Annotated in this window: 21 protein-coding genes; 4 read left to right on the forward strand and 17 right to left on the reverse strand. The window is 32.6% G+C overall.

Annotation, left to right across the window (positions count from 1 at the left end; translation table 11 throughout):
- Positions 1-146 precede the first annotated feature (146 nt).
- Positions 147-560 carry a hypothetical protein gene (locus Q0516_RS04815; RefSeq protein ID WP_294463729.1) on the forward strand — a complete coding sequence of 138 codons (414 nt, stop codon included), beginning with the start codon at positions 147-149 and terminating at the stop codon, positions 558-560.
- 205 nt (positions 561-765) lie between these two features.
- On the opposite strand, the gene Q0516_RS04820 is transcribed toward Q0516_RS04815, so the two are convergent.
- The 7 genes from Q0516_RS04820 to Q0516_RS04850 form a co-directional block, all read right to left on the reverse strand.
- Complete coding sequence (locus Q0516_RS04820; RefSeq protein WP_117532476.1) at positions 766-1,539, reverse strand: phosphatase; 774 nt, start codon at positions 1,537-1,539, stop codon at positions 766-768.
- Between the two features lie 394 nt (positions 1,540-1,933).
- Positions 1,934-4,339, reverse strand: coding sequence for a leucine--tRNA ligase (leuS, locus tag Q0516_RS04825; protein ID WP_294463735.1), 2,406 nt, complete (start codon positions 4,337-4,339; stop codon positions 1,934-1,936).
- 579 nt (positions 4,340-4,918) lie between these two features.
- On the reverse strand, positions 4,919-5,140 hold the full coding sequence (locus tag Q0516_RS04830) for a PspC domain-containing protein (RefSeq protein ID WP_257480797.1): 222 nt from the start codon (positions 5,138-5,140) through the stop codon (positions 4,919-4,921).
- Positions 5,141-5,154: 14 nt separating this feature from the next.
- Entirely contained in the window at positions 5,155-5,376 is a 222-nt protein-coding gene (locus Q0516_RS04835) for a PspC domain-containing protein (RefSeq protein ID WP_257480798.1), read from the reverse strand.
- A gap of 154 nt (positions 5,377-5,530) precedes the next feature.
- Positions 5,531-6,160 (reverse strand): CatA-like O-acetyltransferase, encoded by a 630-nt coding sequence (locus tag Q0516_RS04840; RefSeq protein WP_294463739.1) that lies wholly within the window; start codon positions 6,158-6,160, stop codon positions 5,531-5,533.
- Between the two features lie 97 nt (positions 6,161-6,257).
- Entirely contained in the window at positions 6,258-7,448 is a 1,191-nt protein-coding gene (locus Q0516_RS04845; RefSeq protein ID WP_294463741.1) for a Xaa-Pro peptidase family protein, read from the reverse strand.
- A gap of 174 nt (positions 7,449-7,622) precedes the next feature.
- Positions 7,623-7,850, reverse strand: a complete 228-nt coding sequence (locus Q0516_RS04850; protein ID WP_257480801.1) for an LLM class flavin-dependent oxidoreductase — start codon at positions 7,848-7,850, stop codon at positions 7,623-7,625.
- A 208-nt stretch (positions 7,851-8,058) separates the two neighbouring features.
- Here Q0516_RS04850 and Q0516_RS04855 point away from each other — a divergent pair, with 208 nt between their 5' ends.
- The gene (locus tag Q0516_RS04855) at positions 8,059-8,448 is read left to right on the forward strand and encodes a helix-turn-helix transcriptional regulator (protein ID WP_257480802.1); all 390 of its coding nucleotides are present in this window, start codon (positions 8,059-8,061) and stop codon (positions 8,446-8,448) included.
- 134 nt (positions 8,449-8,582) lie between these two features.
- On the opposite strand, the gene hydF is transcribed toward Q0516_RS04855, so the two are convergent.
- From hydF to Q0516_RS04905, 10 genes are all read right to left on the reverse strand, one after another.
- On the reverse strand, positions 8,583-9,767 hold the full coding sequence (hydF, locus tag Q0516_RS04860) for a [FeFe] hydrogenase H-cluster maturation GTPase HydF (protein ID WP_294463747.1): 1,185 nt from the start codon (positions 9,765-9,767) through the stop codon (positions 8,583-8,585).
- Between the two features lie 9 nt (positions 9,768-9,776).
- On the reverse strand, positions 9,777-11,204 hold the full coding sequence (gene hydG / locus Q0516_RS04865; protein WP_294463749.1) for a [FeFe] hydrogenase H-cluster radical SAM maturase HydG: 1,428 nt from the start codon (positions 11,202-11,204) through the stop codon (positions 9,777-9,779).
- A 131-nt stretch (positions 11,205-11,335) separates the two neighbouring features.
- Positions 11,336-12,436: a [FeFe] hydrogenase H-cluster radical SAM maturase HydE gene (gene hydE, locus Q0516_RS04870; RefSeq protein WP_294463751.1), complete on the reverse strand. Its 1,101-nt coding sequence runs from the start codon at positions 12,434-12,436 to the stop codon at positions 11,336-11,338.
- 271 nt (positions 12,437-12,707) lie between these two features.
- Positions 12,708-13,235 (reverse strand): hypothetical protein, encoded by a 528-nt coding sequence (locus Q0516_RS04875; protein ID WP_294463752.1) that lies wholly within the window; start codon positions 13,233-13,235, stop codon positions 12,708-12,710.
- A gap of 2 nt (positions 13,236-13,237) precedes the next feature.
- Positions 13,238-14,149 (reverse strand): glycyl-radical enzyme activating protein, encoded by a 912-nt coding sequence (locus tag Q0516_RS04880; protein ID WP_294463755.1) that lies wholly within the window; start codon positions 14,147-14,149, stop codon positions 13,238-13,240.
- Between the two features lie 5 nt (positions 14,150-14,154).
- Positions 14,155-15,390 carry a DUF362 domain-containing protein gene (locus tag Q0516_RS04885; protein WP_294463757.1) on the reverse strand — a complete coding sequence of 412 codons (1,236 nt, stop codon included), beginning with the start codon at positions 15,388-15,390 and terminating at the stop codon, positions 14,155-14,157.
- A 123-nt stretch (positions 15,391-15,513) separates the two neighbouring features.
- Complete coding sequence (locus Q0516_RS04890) at positions 15,514-16,815, reverse strand: PTS ascorbate transporter subunit IIC (RefSeq protein WP_257480810.1); 1,302 nt, start codon at positions 16,813-16,815, stop codon at positions 15,514-15,516.
- A gap of 20 nt (positions 16,816-16,835) precedes the next feature.
- Positions 16,836-17,126 carry a PTS sugar transporter subunit IIB gene (locus Q0516_RS04895; protein WP_294463762.1) on the reverse strand — a complete coding sequence of 97 codons (291 nt, stop codon included), beginning with the start codon at positions 17,124-17,126 and terminating at the stop codon, positions 16,836-16,838.
- A gap of 12 nt (positions 17,127-17,138) precedes the next feature.
- Positions 17,139-19,523 carry a formate C-acetyltransferase/glycerol dehydratase family glycyl radical enzyme gene (locus Q0516_RS04900; protein ID WP_294463765.1) on the reverse strand — a complete coding sequence of 795 codons (2,385 nt, stop codon included), beginning with the start codon at positions 19,521-19,523 and terminating at the stop codon, positions 17,139-17,141.
- Positions 19,516-21,678 carry a BglG family transcription antiterminator gene (locus tag Q0516_RS04905; RefSeq protein ID WP_294463766.1) on the reverse strand — a complete coding sequence of 721 codons (2,163 nt, stop codon included), beginning with the start codon at positions 21,676-21,678 and terminating at the stop codon, positions 19,516-19,518. The genes Q0516_RS04900 and Q0516_RS04905 overlap by 8 nt, the downstream gene beginning before the upstream one ends.
- Before the next feature lie 307 nt (positions 21,679-21,985).
- Here Q0516_RS04905 and larA point away from each other — a divergent pair, with 307 nt between their 5' ends.
- A complete protein-coding gene (gene larA / locus Q0516_RS04910; protein WP_294463768.1) occupies positions 21,986-23,281 on the forward strand; it encodes a nickel-dependent lactate racemase in 1,296 nt (431 codons plus the stop codon).
- A gap of 105 nt (positions 23,282-23,386) precedes the next feature.
- Positions 23,387-23,872, forward strand: a complete 486-nt coding sequence (locus Q0516_RS04915) for a GNAT family N-acetyltransferase (protein WP_294463769.1) — start codon at positions 23,387-23,389, stop codon at positions 23,870-23,872.
- The last annotated feature ends 11 nt before the right edge of the window (positions 23,873-23,883 follow it).

Genomic DNA, 23,883 nt, shown 5'->3' on the forward strand with positions numbered 1-23,883 from the left:
ATACCAATCAATATATTCTTATAAAACAAATTCTCCAATAGATTTTACTTGATTTAAAATAAATTCTGATTTTATTTTAAACAAGATAAAGCATACTTAACATTAAACCTTCATACATTTAAATATAAAGAAGTTGGAGGTTTAGAATGAACAAGAAGAACATCTGGTTTATAATAATCACAGTAGTTTTAGTCATAATCCTTGCCGCATTTGCAGTTTTCTCTGGACTAAAGAAAGATAATACCGTTGATATCACCGGAGAATACAAATTGGAAAAAGTAACTGTCGACAAAAAAGAAGTTGATTATTCAAACCTTAATTTTTACTATGTATTTAATAATGATTTAACCGGAAATATTATTTTTGAAGATGTTAAGACTGATTTTACATATGAAATTAAGGAAGAAGATAATCAAATTCTTTTAGTTATAAAACAAGGTAATGATAATGTACTGACATATGCGGTGACTAATGATGAAAACGGACTGGTCATATCTCACGATACGCTGGGAAGTTTATACTTGACAAAATCGGAAGTACCGAAGAGTTTGAAACAATAATAAAAAATAATACCTAATAATACTTGGAATTTTATAAACTATTCAATATTATAATAATAGCATATTTTTTAATATCTATCGGGGCACTACGCCTGCTACGCAGATTCCGCGCCCCTTACATAACATTAACAAAACAAAAAAGAACCTAGTTTATAGGTTCTTTTTTACAATATTTTTATATTTCACATTTTTTATAATACTTTATCTAATCCAAAGTATTAAATTCTCCGCTTTCTTTTGCTTTTTCAATTTCACCTAAAATATCAAGACCTTTTTTTCTCATAAAATATTTTTGTAGATTTTCGGCACTTGCATTGATTATAAGTTCTTCGGGGAAGTCAGCCGCTTCAATAATACCCTGAGCTCTGTCTATTTTACCCACACCGAGACAGAAATGAGCATCGGAATTAACGGAAATAGGCACATCATACTTTTTACAAAGCTTGGCTATTTCGAGACAATTTTCTTTACTGCCCTTTCTTGCATAGAAAGAATTATTATTTACTTCAACAACTTTATCATATTCATTGCATTTTGAGATCAATGTTTCATAATCAAATTTAAAGATAGGAGCCCCTAAATGTCCCAAAATATCTATTCTTGGATTTTCGAGAACCTTTAACATTATTTCAGTGATCCTGTCGGGATCCCTTTCAAGGAATGTTTCATTATGAATAGAAGCTACCACATAATCAAGGGTATCGAGCACATGGTCGGGAATATCAAGCCTGCCGTCAGGCTGTAAAATATTAGCTTCTGCACCTCTTAAAACATATACCCCCTCCAATATCCTTGGAATAAACATTTCCAGAGACTGAAAATGCCACTGATGAGCACCGTCCTGAAGAGCAGGTCCGTGGTCGGTAGTCCCGAGAGCTATATGCCCTGCTTTTTTTGCACCTTTACACATTTCAACGATGGTAGAATAAGCATGATGAGATACGCTTGTATGTGTATGTAAATCCGCTACTATATTCATTTTTATCACCCTACTTTCTTTACGTTTATTTATATCTTAATTATAATACTAATTTATATTTTTCTCAATAAAAGAATTATTCTATTAACAAAATTAAAATCTATTTTATAAAGAGCTTATCAAATGTTTTTATGATTAATAATAAATATTGTAATGACAGAAATATAAAATATATAAAATTTTATGGAATTGAAATAACTTTAAAGTTTAGAGACTTAACAATTCTGTAATTATGTATAAAAGGCGGGGTAGCTTCTATTTCACGAAACGTGGGTAACGTTTCGTAGAAAATTTAGAAGCGTAAAAAAGCCCCGCGCTTAGCGGAGCCTTTTATTCCAAATATTTGGGCGAGCAAATATTTGGTGGGTTATAGGGCAAAGCCCTATATATTAATCTATTTAACAACAATATTATAAATTCTTCCCTTAACATAAATTTCTTTTACGATTTTCTTATCTTCGGGAATATTTAAAACCGCATTTTGCTTATGAACTATAGCTTTAACTTCTTCCTCACCGGCTTCTTTTCCTACAGAAACTTTTCCTTTAAACTTACCGTTGATTTGAATAGGAATTTCAATTTCATCCGCAACGGTTTTTGCTTCGTCGTATTTTGGCCACTTAGCGTCATGAAGATATCCTTCAAAACCCGCTCTTTGCCATAACTCTTCCGTCAAATGAGGAGCTACCGGATTTAATAGAATAAGGAAAGTCCTAAATTCAGCTCTGTTTATTTTACCGTTATCGTAAACTTGGTTTGTAAGTTTCATCAACTGTGCAATAGCTGTATTGAATTTTAAAGTTTCAAAATCTTCGCTTACTTTCTTTATCGTCTGATGCATTAAAGTAACAAGTTCCTTTGAATATTCATCACCGTCAATGAGCATATCTTCCATTTTAGAAACTCTGTCTAAAAATCTCTTACAGCCCTTAACTCCGTTTTCGCTCCATGGAGCTACCTTTTCAAAGTCTCCGATGAACATTTCATAGGTCCTTAAAGTATCCGCACCGAATTCATCTATAACTTCATCAGGATTTACAACATTCCCTTTGGATTTAGACATTTTTTCATGGTTTTCACCTAAAATCATACCATGACTCGTTCTCTTTTGATATGGCTCTTTAGTATTGACTACACCTATATCATATAAGAATTTATGCCAGAAACGTGAATAAAGCAAATGAAGTGTGGTATGTTCCATACCTCCGTTATACCAGTCAACATTCATCCAGTAATCAATAGCTTCTTTGCTTGCAAGCTCTTTATCATTATCAGGGTCCGTATATCTTAAATAATACCAGCTTGAACCTGCCCACTGAGGCATAGTATCGGTTTCTCTCTGTGCATCCGCACCGCATTTAGGACATTTAACATTATACCACTCAGGCATATTCTTAAGCGGACTTTCACCGTCATCCGTCGGTTTATAATCTTTAACATCAGGAAGTGTCAAAGGAAGTTCACTTTCATCCAATGGGACAAAACCGCAGTGAGGACAATTTATGATAGGAATAGGCTCTCCCCAGTAACGCTGACGAGAGAATACCCAGTCACGAAGTTTAAAATTGGTCTTTCTCTTACCTATACCTTTTTCCTCTACGATTTGAGTCATTTTTTCTTTTGCTTCTTTGATTCCAAGTCCGTCGATCAATGGAGAATTTACAATCTTACCGTCTCCTGTGTAAGCTTCTTTTTCAATGTCTCCGCCGCTTACTACTTCGATTATAGGTAAATCAAATACTTTCGCAAATTCATAGTCTCTTGTATCATGAGCAGGAACAGCCATAATTGCACCTGTTCCGTAAGTCATAAGAACATAATCAGAAGCAAAAATACTTATTTCTTTTCCCGTTATAGGATTAATAGCTGATATACCCTCTAACTTGACACCTGTCTTTTCCTTATTAAGTTCGGTTCTTTCAAAATCGGATTTCTTTGCTGCTTCTTCTTTATACTCAAGAACTTTATCTAAATTAGAAATTTTATCTTTTAAAGTATTTATTACAGGATGTTCCGGAGAAATTACCATATATGTCGCACCGTATATAGTATCCGGTCTTGTTGTGTAAACAGTTAGCTTCTCGTTTGTGTCCTTTATATCAAAATTGATTTCAGCACCGTAACTCCTGCCTATCCAGTTTATTTGGCTCGTTTTGACTCTGTCAATAAAATCAACATCTTCAAGATCATCAATTAGTCTATCCGCATACTCAGTAATCTTTAACATCCATTGATTTTTTACTTTTCTTACTACTTCTCCCCCGCATCTCTCACATACACCGTTGACTACTTCTTCGTTTGCGAGACCTACTTTACAGCTTGTACAGAAATTAATAGGAAATTCTTTTTTATATGCTAAGCCTTTTTTGAATAATTGAAGGAAAATCCACTGTGTCCACTTATAATATTTAGGATCTGTAGTATCAACTTCTCTTTGCCAGTCAAAAGAATACCCCAAAGATTTAAGCTGCCTTTTGAAATTATCTATGTTATTCTTTGTAACAATTGCGGGATGTACACCTGTCTTTATGGCATAGTTTTCCGTAGGAAGTCCGAACGCATCAAAACCCATTGGGAAAAGTACATTGTAGCCTTCCATCCTCTTCTTTCTCGAAACGATATCAAGAGCGGTATAAGGTCTCGGATGACCTACATGAAGACCTTGTCCCGAAGGATAAGGAAACTCTACCAATGCATAATATTTAGGTTTATCTTCCCCCGTCACAGCATGGAAACATTGTTCCTTGTCCCAAATTTCCTGCCATTTTTTTTCTATGTCTTTAAAGTTATAATTTTCCATTTATATCTCCTCATTTATAACTATTTCGAATTTAAATTAACATTTTTATTATAGTTAATTTTAGGTAGTTAAGTCAACCAATAAATTAAAAAAGACAGTTAATTCTGCCTTTTTATTCTATTTATTCATAAACTTATCATATTAAAACTATTTAATAAAGAAAAATCTTAATATAACACTCATCTTATTTTTTTAAGGCTAAACTTTATTTTTTCAAATGTACTGTCAGTTATAATTCTAAAATCATTTTATAATAATTTTTGTCTTGTAAATAAACCAATTTACAATCTTTCAAAATCCTATTTAAAGAATATAATAAACTTTATTTTCTCTTTATTCTAAGATATATATACTTTGTTAGATATAATATATTTCAATGTAAGTAACAAGTCTAAACAACAGTTTTTTATGTGATATTTAATAAAATAAAAAACACCTTTAAAGGTGCTTTTATCATCTGAATATCATTATAAATAATGAGACCGTTTTAAAATTTTTAATTTTAAAAATCCGGTCGAATATTTGCCACCACGGCTAGTGGCGATTTTTGGTGCTTTTAATCGTTTAAAAGCACGGTATTTACTTGATTTCATAATCATCATAGCCCAAAGTATTTTTATCAGGCATGATACAAGCAAGTATTATATAAAGCAATAAAAATGGAAATCCCGTGGTTACTACAGCTAGGAAAACATAAATCACCCTTACCAAAGTCACATCAACTTCCAAATATTCGCTGATACCTTTAAGTACTCCGCTTATCATAGCTCCGTTTTTTGTTTTATAAAGTTTTTTATTCATTTCTACCCTCTTTTTTACATAATATCATAGTCAGTATATCCGCTTTCATTAGAGCTTGGCATAATAACAGCTAAAAGGATATACAAAATAATCGCAGGAAAACTATGAACAAACAATCCAAGAATTATATAAATAAGTCTCACAACTGACGCATCTACGCCTAAAAAATCCGCAAAGCCGTTTAAGACCCCGCATATCATAGCTCCGTTTTTCTTTTTGTAAAGCTTTTTCTTCATTGACTCCCTAATCCTTATTTATCTTATACTGTCATAATATATAATATACATTATTTGGTGATTATTATATCATTAAAATTTTATTAAAACAAGCATATATTTTGATGTACAAAGTAATAAAGGCATTAAAGCAGAAATATTTTATAATATCATATTAAAACGAATTTAAGTATTCAGTCAGTAACTCATAAAACTTACCTACATGTAAACCGTCAACAAAAGAGTGGTGAGCATGGACGGACATTGGTATAATTACTTTATCCCCTTTTAACTCATATTTACCAAAGTCAAAAATAGGTACTGCATTATTTTTATTTCCTGAATTTGTGTGAGATATATTTAAAAAAGAAATCCACGGGAAAGGAGAAAACTGAAATATATCATTCCCCGGAGGAGATACAAAATATTCTTCTTGTTCATTTGCTTTCTTATTTGCTTTTTTAACGTATTCATCCATTGTATCGGTAAGCTCCATATCTACCATTTTAAATAACTCTGTCTCTTTATTCAAATATGTAAAAGAAGTATCTATTTTATCGTATATGACAACCTTTTCGTCTAAAAATCTATACCTGAACTCTTCTATCTCGTTTGCACACTTTGCCAAAGCATAAATAAAAGCAATGGTAAAAGAATAATTATTACTTTTTACCATACTTAAAAACTTTGTTATATCAACTTCAAAACTAACGCAGAAAAAGGGTTCTACACTGTTTCTAAAAATATCATGATGCATCTTCCTGTCCCAAGTATTTAAATCAACTTCTCTGTAATTATTTGACATGACCTTACCTCTAAAAAATATTATATATTTGATTTTACCATAAAAATAGCTTATGATAAAATATATTTATATCATAAGCCATTCACTAAATAGTTTATCAAAAAACATCTATTATATCTTTCGCACCGCCGGTGACACATTCTCCGCCGTTTTTAGTTACTATAAAAGTCTCTTCGACACCGACTACTCCTCGGTTTTCCACTCCGTATTTAGGCTCTGCTGCGATGACCGTATTTTCTTTAAGAGGTTCGTCAAACCCATTTGCAATAACCGGATAACCGTCAAGGAACAACCCAACGCCATGTCCTAAAAAAGATACTTTTCTATCTTTATAACCCATAAAATTCTTTTTTAAATCATTGCTTATACCATTTATGACTTCATTATAAATCTCTCTTGGTATCATTCCCACAGTAAGAAGTTTACTTACATTGTCCAGTATTTCCATACATTCATGATGAAGTTCGCTCTCTTCATTTGAAACTGTTCCTTTAAAATTATAAATCTGAGCCTTATCCGTTTGGTATCCTTTATATATCGGAGAGGTATCCACAAAGACGAGCTCACCTGCATTCAGTTTATCCTCTGAACCTACAATGGGAATAACAGGACTTAACCCTTTCATTCCTCCCGGACCGTCATGATTTGTATTATAAAGAGAGTTTACTCCAAAACCGAATTGTCCCATAAAACCTTCGTTATATGGATTATAAAACCTTAAAAGACCGTGAGAACCTGCCTTAATAAATTCATTATACAACTCTCCCTGAAATTCTCTTTCGCTTATCCCCTCTCTTAAAAGCTTTGGAACCACCTCATTTAAAACATGACTATGGATTTCTCCGCATTTTTTTATACATGCAAGCTCATATTCGCTCTTAACGCTCAGTAATCTTTCCAGTATACTGTCCGCGTCAAAAAGCTTTTCTATATCAAAATATTTCTTTATCCTGTTCATGACTAGCATACTAATTTGAGACATTTCGATATAAGTTACACCTAAATTACTGCCAAAAAATTTAAGTATACCGCCATATGATTTGATTTTATGAACTTCTTCGATGACTGCTTCATCTTTTGCCCTGTCATAATCTCTTCTTACGAATAAGTACGGCTTTCTTGATTTTCTGTTAAATATCAAGAGAGCGTCCTGCATCGTTCCCGTAAAGTAATACTGATGAACTCTGTTGATTATAATAACATTATCCCAATCCCCTATTTCATCCATCATATTTAAAAATTTATCTATTCTGTTTTTGCTTTCTTCTTTAGGTAATAATTCGTACATAAATAATCTCACTTCACTGTTTATAATGTTATATTATGAAAATTTTGTTTTATTATAACTATTCTTTTATTTTATTGCAATACCGAAAGTATATAAATAAATTATGAACAATTAAATATTATAGTAAATAAAAAAATGCAAATAAACAAAAAAGAACCTCTAAGGTTCTTTAATTTATTTTTTTGTCCATTTAATTTCAAATCCAATAATATCGGCAATTTCTTTGACTTCTTTATATTTAATTGTACCTCTGGTAAGTTTATTTGAAATATTCTGAGGAGTTACATTAACGTCAGGATTTTTCTTATTCATTTCATCCGCTACATCTGTAAGAGTCCACCCACTTGCTGCAATATAAGATTTAATTTCATTTCTTATATTATTTACTTCTTCATTATTCATCTTAGCACCTCTACTAAACTATAGTATATAATTTTATACTTAAACGTATATTTTTATCTATTTAAGTATTGACTTTTGTTTCATTATAGTGTAAGATAAAACTATAAAAAAACAAATATTACTATACCGTGTATTATAACATTTTTTTGATTAATATTACAAATATTAATTATATTTTATTACTTAATTTTAATATAGAGGTAAAATTATGGACACAAACTTAAAAAATATAGGAAATAGACTAAAAGAAATAAGGAAAAGAGAAAGATACACACAAGAAAATATTGCAGAGTTTGCAGATATTTCCACAAGCCATTATAGCCATATAGAAAACGGAACAACAAAACCTTCATTAAATACACTTATTAGAATAGTCAATGTACTAAATGTAAGTATGGATGAAGTATTGGATATTGAATTAAATAAAAAGTCCTTATACATAACGTTGGAAGAAATAAACAAAATATTTAGAAACTGCAATATTAAACAAAGAAATCTATTAATAAACAATATGATTTATTTACAAAACAATAAATTTCCCGAATGTATTATAGAAGAAATACAAAATAGCAGAAAGCCTAAATGGCACAACAGATAAGTAAGTATGTATAATAAATACTTATAATAAAACTAAGCAATAAACTTGTGAGACTTTAGTGACTGAAATTTATAGGATTATTATTTAGTTAAAACTCTAAATATTAAAATAAAAAAGTCGCTTAAAGAAGCGACTTATATTTTTATCCCCAGCGGTTCTACAGCTCTTTTAAGTATCCCATTCAAATATGCAATCAAAATCCCGTAGTTAACTATATTTACATCATTATCAACAGCATATTTTATCCTATGCTTCATTTCCTTTTCATTCAGCATACACCCTCCGCAGTGAATGACAAGAGCATATTTACTTAAATCTCTCGGGAACTCCGTTCCGCTTGAAAATTCAAAATTAAGGTCTTTACCCGTAAACTCTTTAAGCCATTTAGGTATCTTCTCGCTTCCGATATCTCCGCACTGTCTGTGATGAGTGCACCCTTCGCTAATCAAAATGGTATCTGAGTCATTTAGGTCTTTTACCTTTCTAACCCCGTCAATCAAAACATCTATTTCTCCTTTAAATCTAGCAAAAAGGATTGAAAATGAGGTAAGAGGGATATCTTTTGGGGTATCTTTATCCACATTTTTGAATGCCTGAGAATCTGTTATTACAAGTGCGGGTTTTTCTTTTAGAGAATTAATCGTAGTCTTAAGCTCGTCTTCCTTACACATAATAGAAACCCCGCCTTTATCCAGTATATCTCTTATGGTCTGCTGCTGAGGTAAAATAAGTCTTCCTTTCGGAGCCGCCTTATCTATGGGAATGACTAAAATGACCTTATCTCCTTTATTTATTAAATCCGATACGATTACCTTTTCATTTTCCTTAGGAGTTTTCTTTGCAATCAACTCTTTAAGTTCTTTTATGTTTTCCCCGGTCTTTGCACTTACATATATAAACTCATTATTTTTCTTATCATCACTTAAAATATCCGCTTTATTCATTACGACGATATAAGGGATATTCTTTTCCTTTATGAGATTTAAAAGTTCTTCATCTACATCTGTAAGTCCATATTCGCTGTCCAAAATAAGCAATGCTATATCCGTCTTATTTAAAACCTGATAAGCCTTTTCTATCCTCTTTTCTCCGAGACTTCCGATGTCGTCAAGCCCCGGAGTATCGATTATAACAACAGGTCCCAAAGGAAGAAGCTCCATTGCTTTACTTACCGGGTCTGTGGTAGTACCTTTCACATCGGAAACTATTGCCAAATTTTGATTGGTGATTGCATTTATAATGCTGGATTTCCCTGCATTCCTTTTTCCGAATATACCTATATGAATTCTCTCTCCCTTTGGTGTATCATTAAGTCCCATAAAACACTCCTATACCCTAAAGTCTCTTTTGCCTTCTCTTATGTTCTTTAAATTTTTTCTTACTAGTTCTCTCATTTTATCATTTGGGATTTTTTCTATTTCTTTCTTAATAAGTTCATAACCGTCTTTTTTTGTCTTTTCGCTTGCATAATCTTCAAGATACTCGACCAAAGTCATTATCGCATTAGGCTGACAGCAGTTTGCTATTTGTTTGCTTTTTACAAGCTGCATAAACCTATCCCCCGTCCTGCCTTCTCTGTAACAAGCGGTACAGAAACTTGGGATATAATCCATACCAATAAGCCAGTCTACGACTTCATCGAGAGGTCTGTTGTCGCTGAGTTCGAATTGAGCCGAGTTTTCGTCTTCATCTTCGTCGTCCGCATACCCTCCTACACTGGTTTTGCTTCCTCCGCTTATTTGAGATATACCGAGATTTAAAACTTTTTCCCTGCATTCCTTGCTTTCTCTGGTAGATATTATCATTCCAGTATAAGGAACCGCTATTCTCAGACAAGCCACTATTTTGGCGAATGTATCGTCATCAATTCCGTTATCAAAATCATCAGGGTCTATATCGTCTGCACTTCTAAGTCTCGGAACTGATATCGTATGAGGTCCCACTCCTTTATACGCTTCCAAATGCTCGGCATGCATAAGTATTCCGGTAAAGTCATATCTATATAGATTAAGTCCGAAAAGAACTCCTACTCCCACATCGTCTATACCTCCGTCCATTGCTCTGTCCATTGCTTCGGTATGATATGCGTAGTTATGCTTCGGTCCTGTCGGATGAAGCTCTTCATAAGCTTCTTTATTGTAAGTTTCCTGAAATAAAATATATGTACCGATACCCGCTTCTTTAAGCTTTCTGTAATTCTCCATGGTAGTAGCGGCAATATTTACATTTACTCTTCTGATAGAACCATTTTTATGCTTTATGGAATAAATAGTCTTTATACTTTCCAAAATATATTCTATAGGATTATTTACAGGGTCTTCTCCCGCTTCAAGAGCAAGTCTTTTATGCCCTAGATCCTGAAGAGCGATTACTTCTCTTCTTATTTCTTCCTGAGTAAGCTTCTTTCTGCAAATATGTTTATTTTTATAATGATATGGACAATATGTACATCCGTTCACACAGTAGTTAGATAAATATAAAGGTGCGAAAGTAACTATCCTGTTACCGTAAAATTCTTCTTTTATTTCCTTAGCAAGCTTAAATATCTCTTCATTCTTTTCTTCGATATCACAGTCAAGCAATACCGTAGCCTCTCTGTGGGTAAGACCTTTTTTCTTCCTTGCTTTTTCAAGGATTTCATCAATCAATTTTTCATTATGTTTATTTTCTTCGGCAAACTCAAGAGTTTTTTGAATTTCTTCATCATTTATAAACTCTTCCGCTTTTGGTGACATTACGTCATATTTTATACTCATATTTTTCTCCTTATTTACATTTAAATATTTACATATTAAATTACAAATTATTTTTTTAACACTGGGAGGGGTAGCAACTATTCCAAAATTTTCGGGAAGAAAATTTTAGGAAATCCAGTTGCGTTCAAGCCCTAGTGGCGTTTGAACGTAAAGCCTTTTTGGGTTCTTTTGTGGCTTTGGACAAAAGAACCTCGCTCTCTAACATTATCTCCTCTGTCAACAACGACCTCATATCCTATCTTTTTCATACTTTCCTTAAGATGATTTAAACTTTCCGCAGCTTCATCTCCCGTACTTACTTTTCCGTCATAAAGCATATACTTTTTTCTTACATTCATAGGAGATAAGTTCGGCATAACTACATTCGCCCCCGCCAAAATCCCCTTTTCTCGACCCATTTTATCAATTGTTGCAAGAGAAGTTGTCGCGGGAAGGAGTACTGTGGATATCATTAGCCTTATTATTCCTAAAAGAAACAATGTAAGTTCAAAACTTCCGTTTTCCTTATCTTTAAAAGGTGTATCTTTGTGTGGTATAAATGGTCCTATCCCTACCATTTCCGGATCTAATTCTTTTATAAACAGCAAATCATCTGCTAAATTCTCTGCACTTTGATAAGGAGACCCCACCATAAATCCCGTACCGACCTGATAACCTATATCTTTTAAATCATAAAGACATTTTTTTCTGTTTTCTAATGACAGACTTGCCGGATGAAGCTTTGAATAATGATTAATATCGGCAGTCTCATGACGAAGAAGAAATCTGTTTGCTCCCGCGTCATAATATTTTTTATAGCTGTCATAACTCTTTTCACCGATGGATAAGGTTATGGCACAGTCGGGATATGATTTTCGAAGCATAGATATTATATCTACCATTTTCTCATCGGTAAAATATGGATCTTCACCTCCCTGAAGGACGATAGTCCTAAAACCCAGCTTATAACCTTCCTTTGCACAAAGAAGTATCTCTTCTTTTGTTAGTCTGTACCTATCCGCATTTTTATTTGAACATCTTATACCGCAGTAATAGCAATCATTTTTACAATAATTGGTGAATTCAATAAGTCCTCTTATGTAGACATCTTTCCCGTAATATTCTTCCCGCCTTTTCCTTGCGAGATTAAATAAATATTCATCTGTCTCTTCATTTCTGTTATTTATAAGATATATAAATTCATCTTTTTTTAAAGTTTGTTTATCATATAATTTATCGATTATTTCTATCAAACATACCTCCGAATAAAAAATCTCATACCTAAAGCATGAGATAAATATACATAAATTATTTTATATAAATTTCATCTTTACCTTTAGAATAACGCTTCGGGTTTAGAACTATATTTAAATGCTCATTATCAGAACTTGTCTTCTAACTTGCAAAAAGATTATACCACATAGGAATTTCATTTACAATGGATATAATTTGGCATAAAAAGAAGAAGCCTTTTATATAAGACTTCTTTAAACAATTTTAATTAAAGGATTTTATTAAAACATATCAAATATGTTTTATTGCACTTATTATTTTTTTAGTGTCCTCTTTATTAAGACACTTTCCAAAACGTAACTTCCTAAGTTTATTTTTCTTATTTAATATATTTAAACTTATCCTTCCTCTGTCGTAATAAAATATATATCTGTTATGCTCCAAGGAATTAAAAAGTATTAAGTCTTCAGAACTTGAAAATATCTTTTTTACTTTTTTTCTATCAACTTTATAAGATGTAAAATTAGATTTTATAATCATTTCACCGTTTGATATCTTTATGTATTCATTTTCGCATACCTGACTTATAAAGCCCTTAAATAAAGGATAAAAAATCACCATAAGCCATATAAAAGCAACAAAACTTCCGGGAGATACAGCCTTTCGATAATTAAAAGACCAATAAAACAATAAAAATATTAACGATATGATTAGTGACATACCAACAATAAATATAAATATCTTTTTTTTATTTCGTTCACTTTCAATATTTATATCCACTTCATTTCCATTGGAAATGATATTTACCCTGCTATTCATGTTTAACCTCCTATCTGACACTCTATATCATTTTCTTCAAACATCCTTAAAATACTATTCATTTGATCATCTTTAGGAGGAGTTATATCTTTTAGTTCATACTCCTTTTTTAAAACTTCGTATTTATATAAACCAAGTCTATGATAAGGAAGTAAATTCACTTCATATTTATTTTTTAAACTCTTTATAAGCTTTATGATATTTAACATATCTTCTTTGCTGTCATTTAAAGAAGGTATGACAGGGACCCTTATAATGATATTTTTATTATGTTCATCAAGATATCTTAGATTATCATGGATTTTATGATTGTCCACTCCCGTCAGACTTTTATGTTTATCATTATCGACAGCCTTGATATCAAACAAAAATAAATCCACATATTTCATTATTTTATTGATATTTTCTTTACTGACATATCCCGTCGTTTCGATTGCCGTATTTATATCACGGGATTTTAATCTCTTCAAAATTTCATATGCCGCTTCAAACTGAAATAAAGGTTCTCCTCCCGAAAGAGTTACTCCTCCCTTTGAGGTTTCATAAAAAATTTTATCTTCCATACATTTAGTAATGATTTCATCTATGGATAAATTTTTGCCATATACTCTAAGAGCAGTAGCGTAGCAGTTATCTACACACAGCATACATTTAGTACACTTATCCTCATTTATATTTATACCTTCTTTATCAACGGTTATTGCACCCTTGGGACAAACTTTTTTGCAGTTCAAATCTCCGATACATTTATCTTTAAAATAAACGATTTTAGGTTCTAATAATTGTGATTCGGGATTTGCACACCATGGACATCTTAATGGGCAGCCTTTTAAAAATACAACCGTCCTTATACCGGGACCGTCATGTATACTATATTTTTGTATATCAAATATAACAGCCGATTTTTCTCCCATATTGGTTACCTATCCGTATCCAGACCTTCGTCTTGTTTGTATATATTCAAAGCTCCTATAGATTGAATAAACTGCCTTCTGGACCTTGGAGGACATCCGGGGACAAAACCTCCTCCGTAAATATGACTTCCCGCACAATTACCGTAATAAATATGCATCCTTCTGTCAGACGGATGTTTTTTATCTTCAAAATATTTCCCTACATACACATTTATAGGAATTTCCATTTTTTCTATATCATCTTTATGCCTGCTTAAAACATAAGTTATCGTCGATAAACAAGCTTTGCAGTTCTTACATCCGTTTATAACAGTAACGTTACTTGGAATGCCATTAAGGGAAGTATTATAGGACTGATTGATATCAAATTTAAAATCCGATATTTTATCTCCTACTACCTCGATTTTATCTAAGTCTATTTCTCCCATGCCCCTGTTATAAGAGTTTCTTATATGATGAACATCCACTGCATCATGACCTAAGATCTTACTTCCAACACTGTCAATACTTACTCTGTCAGGAGAAGTCATGATCAAATTAGTATTGATTTTATCTCCAAAAAGAGGTGCCCCCTTTCCATGAAGACCATATATGCCGTCGACTACAGTAAGCGTAGTCTTTGTATTCGAGTTTATATCACATATAGCTTGGTCTAACCAAGAACCGTTTTCTTCCATTTCATCGCTTAAAGGAGGATAGAGCCCTATCCTGTGAAGTGAATGCTGTTTATCTTCATCGGAAGAAATCCCTACAGACAAATTTTTAATTCCTATGGTTACTTTAGTCATGGTGTGTGCTTTAAGCACGGGACAGTTTATAACAGCGTCAGCATCACATAATACCTTCGGTATATTGATACTCTTAAGGACCAAGCCGTCAATATCCTTTTTAACGAATTCACCTTTTTTTAAATCCATTAAGACGATTTTTTCTCCGTCAGCAATTTTATCATATCCGCATTCTTTCATTGCTTCCATTGAATCTATTCCCCAGTTGGAACTCTCCGCAACTATAACCTTTTTAGCTCCGACATCAAGACACATATCCGCAATTGTTTTTACCAAAACGGGAGATGTTGTCGCTCCCGTTTCGTGGTCTTGAGCACAAAGAACATTAGGTTTTATAACTACCATATCATCTATTTTAACAAAATCAGAAATACCCCCGAGTAAATCTAATGCTTTATGTACTTTGTCTTTGATTTGGTTCGGTTTACACTTTAGTAATGCTACTTTTCCCATAATTTACCTCTTTATGATTGTTTTTTAGCTAGAAAATTAGTATAATTTAATATATTTCTTTCAATATTCTTATATTGATTGACATAAAGGGAATGTTACGCATATTAACATTTCCTTTTTTATTTAAAAGATACTTGATATACCTTTGAATATATATCCAAGTAATGTACCCCATACACCAAAGTCACTTTCACCCCATGTAAGTCCGGTACCAATACATACGCTTCCCGTTAACGGAATAAGTAACTGTATACCAAAACTTAGGATAAGTGAAGAAACTATTGATGCAATAACAGCACCCTTGACACCGCCTGTCGCATTACCGTAAACAGCTGCAGGTCCAGAACCGAAGAAGTGAGGGATAACACCGGCAATAAGCACATACTGTACGCTTAAAGGTCCCGCAGAAATCAATGTACAAATAATACCTATAGGGAAACTTATCAAGAAACCTAAAAGCCAAGCAGTAGGAGCGTAAGGCATAACTATCGGACAGTCAAGCCCCGGTTTGGCGTTAGGTACGATTTTATCCGCAAAACCTTTAAATGCCGGTACGATCTCTGCAATAAGCATTCTAACACCGGATAACAAAATAGTTATTCCGGCACCAAAGTTAAGACCGTTCATTACAGCCCACATAAACCTGCCTTGTTCGCCTACCTGCTCTAATATGTAATCTTTCGGAGCTATAAAAGCTACGACCAAGAATACCAAAAACATCGTTATTCCGGTAGCAAGTGTTGCATCTCTGAAAATACTCGCCCATTTAGGCAGTTTTAAATCTTCTGTAGATTTGCTTGGATCTCCAAACCTTTCACCTATCCAACCGCCTATAAATGCCTGCAAACAAGATGAATGAGCAAGCCCAACTCCGGCATTGTTTGTAACTTTATCGGTGTACTTCTGACAAAGAGCAATAGCTAACGGACAGTATATACCGCTTATCAAACCGCTTAACAGTACTATCTGCCATGTGCTGGTAATACCTAATTGTACTTCGATAAGTACACATACCAACATATTTATGAATAGTAACATGTGACCTGTTAAGTATACATATTTAAATTTGGTAAATCTCGCAACGATTAAATTTACCATAAAGCATACTACCATCGATAGAACAGCTACTTTTCCGTAAGTTCCCATTACCGCTGCGATTATTGATTCGTCGTTAGGGAAAAATCCTTGAAAACCAAATACTTCGTTCATTATGCCCCCAAGGGGTACCATGCAGCTTACAAGTATTCCTGCTCCCGTACTTAAGATCAAATACCCCATAGCTGATTTCATCGTTCCCGACAATATATCAGGCAGAGATTTTTTTTGAGCAATAAGTCCTATCATAGAAACAAGAGCAATCATAATAGCCGGAACGCCCAGAACATAATTTGCCATATAATCTACAAAATTTATTAAAAAATTCATTTCGACCTCCTATTTATATTTTATTTTTCATTTTCTTCTAAAAATTTTTTCACAATAGGTAATACTTTTTCTCTTACGCCGTTTTCATCAAATACACTTTGTACGGCAACATAATTTTTGCCTGAATCTTCAAATGCACTTATCATATCTACCGAGATTGCAAATAAATCAGCATTCAAAGCTTTAGCCGAACCTAAATCCGAATGAACTACTTCTGCACTCAATCCTTCTTTTTTCAGTACAGATTCGATAGTCATCTTTAAAATCAAAGACGTACCCATCCCCATTCCGCAAACTGTAATAATTTTCATCTTTTCAACCTCCTATAATTCATATTCCATTCTGCTTATTATGTCGTCCTGAGTAATTTTGTCCAAAGAAGTAAATAAAGCACTATATCCTGCAACCCTTACAACTAAATCTTGATATTTCTCGGGTTCTTTCTGGGCTTTGATTAAAGTATCCGTGGATATCATGTTAAACTGAACATGCCATCCGTTCTTCTTGAAAAATGCTTCTATCAGTGCATAGAATTTTTCTTCATCTTTTTTAGTCTTTACCGTAGTCGGATTAAATCTCATATTTAAGAGCTGTCCCCCTGTCATCTTTCTTGTTTCCAATTTTGAAACAGAATTGATAACACTGGTCGGACCGTTTTTTTCTGTTCCGTGCATAGGCGACACGCCTTCCGCAGTAGGTTCTTCATCTTTTCTTCCGTCGGGAGTCGCACCTACTTTTGCTCCGTCGGGAACATTTGAAGAAATAGTAACGGTGGAAGGAATGAACATACCCCCTATAGGACCTCTGCCAAATCTGGTATTTTTATATGAAGCTATATTATCTATGTAAGGCTTATAAATCTTTACGACCATATCATCCGCTTCATCATTATCATTTCCATATTTGTCTATTTTATTTTGAAGAAGCAGCCTTATTTTTTCTCCTTCGATACCTTCATAATTACTTCTTACAGCATTTTGAACATCTTCCAAAGTCAGCAACTTATCTTCAAAGACAGCTTTCTTTAAAGCATATAGAGAATTACCAACGTTAGGACCGCCTACCAATGCTCCGCTTATCATATCGTAAACTGCACCGCCTTCTTTTATGGTCTTTCCTCTTCCTATACAGTCCTCTACAAGCCCCGAGCAAAATGCATCGGGAACAAGTTCTTCCATAGCAATGTCATTGATATTATCCGCAGTGACCTGAAGACGCATATAATGTATCATTGCTTTACAGTAAGCTTCATACACTTCATCAAAATCAGTAAACTTTGTAAATTCGGGAATACCCTCTATTGTCTTTATACCGCTTCTGGGATCTACTCCTCCGTTTAGTGCAATTTCCATTATTTTTAAAACATTTACTTTAGTCTTACCGTTTGCTCTGTATCCCCATTTGCCGGGAACCTGAACTTCAAGACATCCCATTGTGGAATAGTCATAAGCGTCTTCTTTGCTCACACCTCTGTCGATTAAAGAATTTATGATTACATCATCATTTACAAGAGCCGGCATACCAAATCCCATTTTTATAACTTTTATCATTGAATCCACAAAATCTTTAGGCATATCTTCATGACACCTTATATAAAAGTTAGGTTCGGATAATTTGATATCTCCCAGTGCTTCGAGGAGTATATACGACATTTCATTCAAATCACTTTCTCCGTCTATATTTTTACCGCCTATGATGATATTTTGATATGTAGGATATCCGGCAACAAATCTCGTATGAGACCAAGGTCTTATCTTTATTACTGTGAATAGTTTTAAATAAAAACACTCTATATATTCTTTTGCTTCATCTCTGTTTAAAATTCCTTTATCGATATCTCTCTTGTAAAACGGATAAATATATTTATCTACCCTGCCCATTGACATTGAATGGCCGTTTGCTTCTATCTGAGAAATCAGCTGAACGAACCAAAGGAGCTGAACCGCACTTTTGAAAGTTGTAGGAGGATTATATTCAATATTTTCTATAGTTTTCTTTATTTGCTTTAGCTCCTTCTTCCTCTGTTCGTCCTTTTCTATAATAATTTTCTCCTGAAGCAAATCTATATATCTTTCAACAAATTCGCTTGAAGCGGAGTATACTATTTTTACAGCCTTATAAAAAGATACTTTTCTTAAATCATCAGGGTCGGTATAGTCAAGGTTTAAAAGTTTATCGTCGGCTTCATTTACTATACCTCTGAATCCAACTTTTAACACTTTTTCAAAGTCCATGATTATATGTCCTTCTCCGGCTGTTACATTTCCCTCCCAACCGAGGACTCCGACTTTTTTATCTTCCAAAACTTCTTTTGTCTGAGTTTTGAGAACTCTGTCTTTTAGTGTCATACCTTTCCATAAAGGTAATATTTCTCTCATTATTTTTTTATTTTCTTCGCTTACATAAAAGACATCGCTTGGTCTTTTTTCAAATTCATCTATTTCTTTAAAAATCCAGTCCCAAGAATATTCGGGAAACAACGGAGCTCTTCTGATTCCCGAGGATTGATTGCCTATGATGAGCTGTTCATCTTCCAGATAAATACTCATATTAAGAAGTATATCTCTAAGTGACAATGCTCTTTTAACTATAATAGGTTCATCTTTGTATTTTTCATAAGACTCCGTTATTATTCTCAGTCTCTCGGTACATACTTCAGGTTTTACACTGACCACACTTTTCTTGATTTTTTTGATTCTGTCATTCATTCTTATCACTCTCCTCACATATTTGTTTAATATATTTTGATATTTCCTTTTTAGACTTAAGTGAAATTAAAGTTGAAAAGTTATCTTCATTAACGGCAAACTTTCCAAGATCCGAAAGAGCCCTTAAATGAGTATGATTATCAACGGCACAAAGTCCAAACACCGCCTTTACCGGATCGTTGTTTTTATTACCGAAATTTATGGGATTATTTAATATCACAAGACTCATTGCAACTTTCAATGCTCCGTCTTCAGGTCTTGCATGGGGTAAAGCGATCCCCTTTGTTATTACTATATATGAACCAAGTTCCTTGACGGTATCGATCATTTTATCAACATACCCGTTTTTGGCACATTTAGTATCCACCAATAGTCTCCCGGCCTCCCTCACCGCGTCCTCCCAATTTTTTGCGTCATAAAATGAAATTCTCTTTTCGTCAATCAACTCCGATAGCATAGGTAAAATCTCCTCTCCTGTATTGTTGTTATCTATTAATATTTCATATAAATCATTTTTAAATTTAATTTCATCTAAATTAGTACTGTTATCTTTTGCTGCTTTTACAATTATGTCTATTTTTTTATCTAAATCACCAAGTATTTCATAGTTTGGAACTACCCTTTTTATATCAAGGAAATCTTCAATTTTTTTTATATCTTTACTATCAAGTAAAGGCGTTACCTTTATAATAGGGATCTCGGTTTTTATATAAGTATCTATGGTTGAAATTATTACATCTGCTTTTTTATATTTGGAAGCATCGAATATTGATATTTCTCCTATGATTTCTATCATAGGGAATTCCCTTTGTATCCTGCTGGAAAGCATTTTGGAAGTCCCAAGACCGCTTGCACACATGGTTATTGCTTTTATCTTTTTATTTTTAATAACTCTGGATTTCTCTAAACTTGCCCCGATATGCATCGTTATATAAGCTATCTCGTCATCAGGGATATTATCTATATCATATTTTTCTTTTATGATAAAACATGACTTTTCCACCGCCGAAAATATATCCATATATTTTCCTTTTATGGTATCCAGTATGGGATTTTCAATCATTAAAGAATTTTTAAGCCTTGATATTGCCGGTTTTAAATGAACAGTCAAGTCTTTTATCAAATCATCGATATACTTATCATCAATACTTTTATTTAAAATCTTCTGAACGTTATCTATGATTTTTATTACAACTTCTTTTAACCCTTTGTCATCATTTGCCAAAATAAAAAATCTTCTTGCCCCCATAAGATGTATGGTTATATAGCCTATTTCTTCATCGGGAATATCAATATCGAAAATGGTATTTAAATACTTAGCAAAACTTTTGGAAACAGGATATTCATCTTCATTTTTAAGCTGCTCAAGCTGTTCATCCGACATTAAAATCTTGTTCCCGTTTTTAAGCCTTTTCATTGCTATTGCTAGATGTATCAATAAAGATACATAACTGGAATCATCAAATTTTGTTTCAAGTAAATCTTCTAAATAAGAAATCGAATCTATGATTTTAAATAAATCGTCTTCATCAAATAAAGCTTCTTTATATAGCGGAAGAATGTAATTGGTGGGGTTTAAATAATTATCGTCACTGTCATTGGATACTTTATGAAGAAGACTGTAAAAGTAACCTCGGTGTTCTTTGTTATTGCTTAATTTTATTACCGCCTTTCTCCATCTGTTTTCCGAACAATTTAACAGTATCCCATAATTGGTTTTACTTATAACATTTATACCTTGTTCATCGAACCATTCATAAACCTTTTTCATAGTCTTATTCAAAGAACTTCTGCTTACGTAAAGTTCTTCGGCTATAGATGAAATCGTTATTGGTTTATTTGCCGTTAGAAGTTTTATAATTATATAATTAAACCTGTCTTCTTCCGTAAGATAAACATCCGTAACCGCAAAATTATTTATCTCTTCTTTTAACTTGAATATATCTTCTTCTTTTATATTTAAAATAAATTTCCCATTTCTATCTTTATCTATAAAAGCATTGATACTTTTAAGAAAATAATTTATATTATCAATGTCATATCTTATCATTCTTTCCGATACCTTGAATTTATTTGTCAAATCCGATATTTTGATACCTTTATCGGCTAACATCAAACTTTTGAGTATCAATAGTTCTCTTCTTTTTAGAAACATTTAAATCACCTTATTTATTGATTCTTCCTTAAATATATCTTAGCATATATTCTCTGAAACGATTTCAACACTTTCTTTCAAATTTTTACTGAAATAATTGTCTAATTAATTTATTATTTCCTTCCCTTTTATGATTTCCAAAATCTAACTGTTGATTGCATAATATTTAAAAATTAAAACGTTTTAAAATATAGTAATAAAAGACTTTTTGTGATAAAATGTGAAAATAATATTTTATATAAACTTATTAAACTTTTAATAAGAATTAAATCTTTAATAAGCTTATATAAGTAAGGAGAATTAATAAATGAGCTACAAATTAAGATATGACAAAACAGAATTTGATGTAAATTTAAAGGATGAAAATATTAAAGAAGTCCTTGAATCCAACGATTTGGGACTAATAAAAAAGACACCCAAAGAACATATAAAAGACGCTTTAAATAATCCGATAGGAAGCGATAAACTAAATGAAAAGATAGATAAAGATGATAAAGTCTGCATTATAATATCCGATATAACCAGAAAGTGGCAGTCATCTAAAATGTATCTTCCAATTTTGGTGGACGAATTAAACAAAGCAGGAGTAAAAGATGATAATATAACCATTTTAAGTGCAACGGGAACACATAGAAAACAGACGGAAGAAGAGCATAAAGAACTTATAGGCGAACTTTACGGAAGAATAGAAATAATAGATCATGTTTGTACTGATGATAAAAACATGGTTTATATGGGAACGACTTCACATGGTACACCAATCAAATTAAATAAAATTGCCGTAGAAGCTGATAAGGTTATTATAACCGGCGGAGTAGTATATCATTTTCTTGCAGGCTTCGGAGGAGGCAGAAAAAGTATAGTTCCGGGGATTGCAGCAAGAGAAACAATAATGAAACACCATTCACTATCATTAAATAAGGGACTTGGGAGCGGTTCAAATCCATATGTCAGAAGTGCAAACATGAGCGAAACAAATCCTTTCCATATGGATTTAATGGATGCGGCAGAAATGCTTAAACCTACGTTTTTACTGAATGTCGTAGTGGACGGAGATTTTAATATAATTAAAGCATTTGCCGGAGATTATGTTGAAGCCCATAGAGAAGCATGTAAAATGGTCGATGAAATGGAAGGAGTATATGTAGATAAAAAATATCCTTTTGTTATTGCTACTGCGGGAGGGTTTCCAAAAGATATAAATCTTTATCAAGGTTCAAAGACTCTCTGCAATGTTATGGAAATAATAGAAGACAATGGAACCGCTATCATATTATTTAAATGTGGGGAAAAATTCGGAGATGAAGACTGCGAAAAACAAATTAAAGGTTATGATAACATGTACGACAGAGAAGTTGCACTCAGAAATGATTTTTCCATAGGTGCATATGTGGGATACTTATTCGCCGATTTTGCAGATAAATATAATTTGATACTGGTAACAAGTATACCAAAGGAAGAATTTAAAAATACAAAAGCATATGTAACAACAACATTAGATGAAGCACTTGAAATAGCAAAAGACTTAAACGGAGGCAGTCTTGATATGGAAACAGCATTACTTCCTCACGGAGCAAATACACTTCCCAAAATAAGAAAATAATTTTATCCCTGATTAATATCAGGGATTTTTTATATTAATATAAATTTGTTAATTGTCTTTTAGGATATTAAATACTATAATTAATATAATTTTATTAATTAAACATTGGAGCATAACATTGATAATAAAAAAGCCGATAAAAGCGATATAAAAGAACTTATAGATATAAGAATTAAATTCCTTAAATACGGATTTAAAGAAACTATTAAAAATAATGAAAGCAATATAAAGAGAGAATTATTATCATATTTTAAAGAACACTTAAACAAAGACTTTTATGCTTATATAGCACTAAACGAAAACAAAATAATTTCATCTGCATTTATTTCCATTTCCAATATTCCCTCAGGAGTAAATTTTATAAACGGTAAAATAGGAACGATACGCACTGTATTTACAGTAGATAACTTCAGAAGGCAGGGAATTGCAAAGAAACTTATAAAAAAATTAATAGAAGATGTTAGCTATATGAACCTTGATTATATCGAGCTAAACTCAACAAAAGAAGGTTATGAATTATATAAAAAACTTGGATTTAAAGAAATCAAGACAAACTATGTCCCCATGAGATACGATTTTAGCAACAAATAAGAAAAGGAATT

The sequence above is a fragment of the uncultured Anaerofustis sp. genome, from assembly GCF_938029165.1.
Classification (GTDB): domain Bacteria; phylum Bacillota; class Clostridia; order Eubacteriales; family Anaerofustaceae; genus Anaerofustis.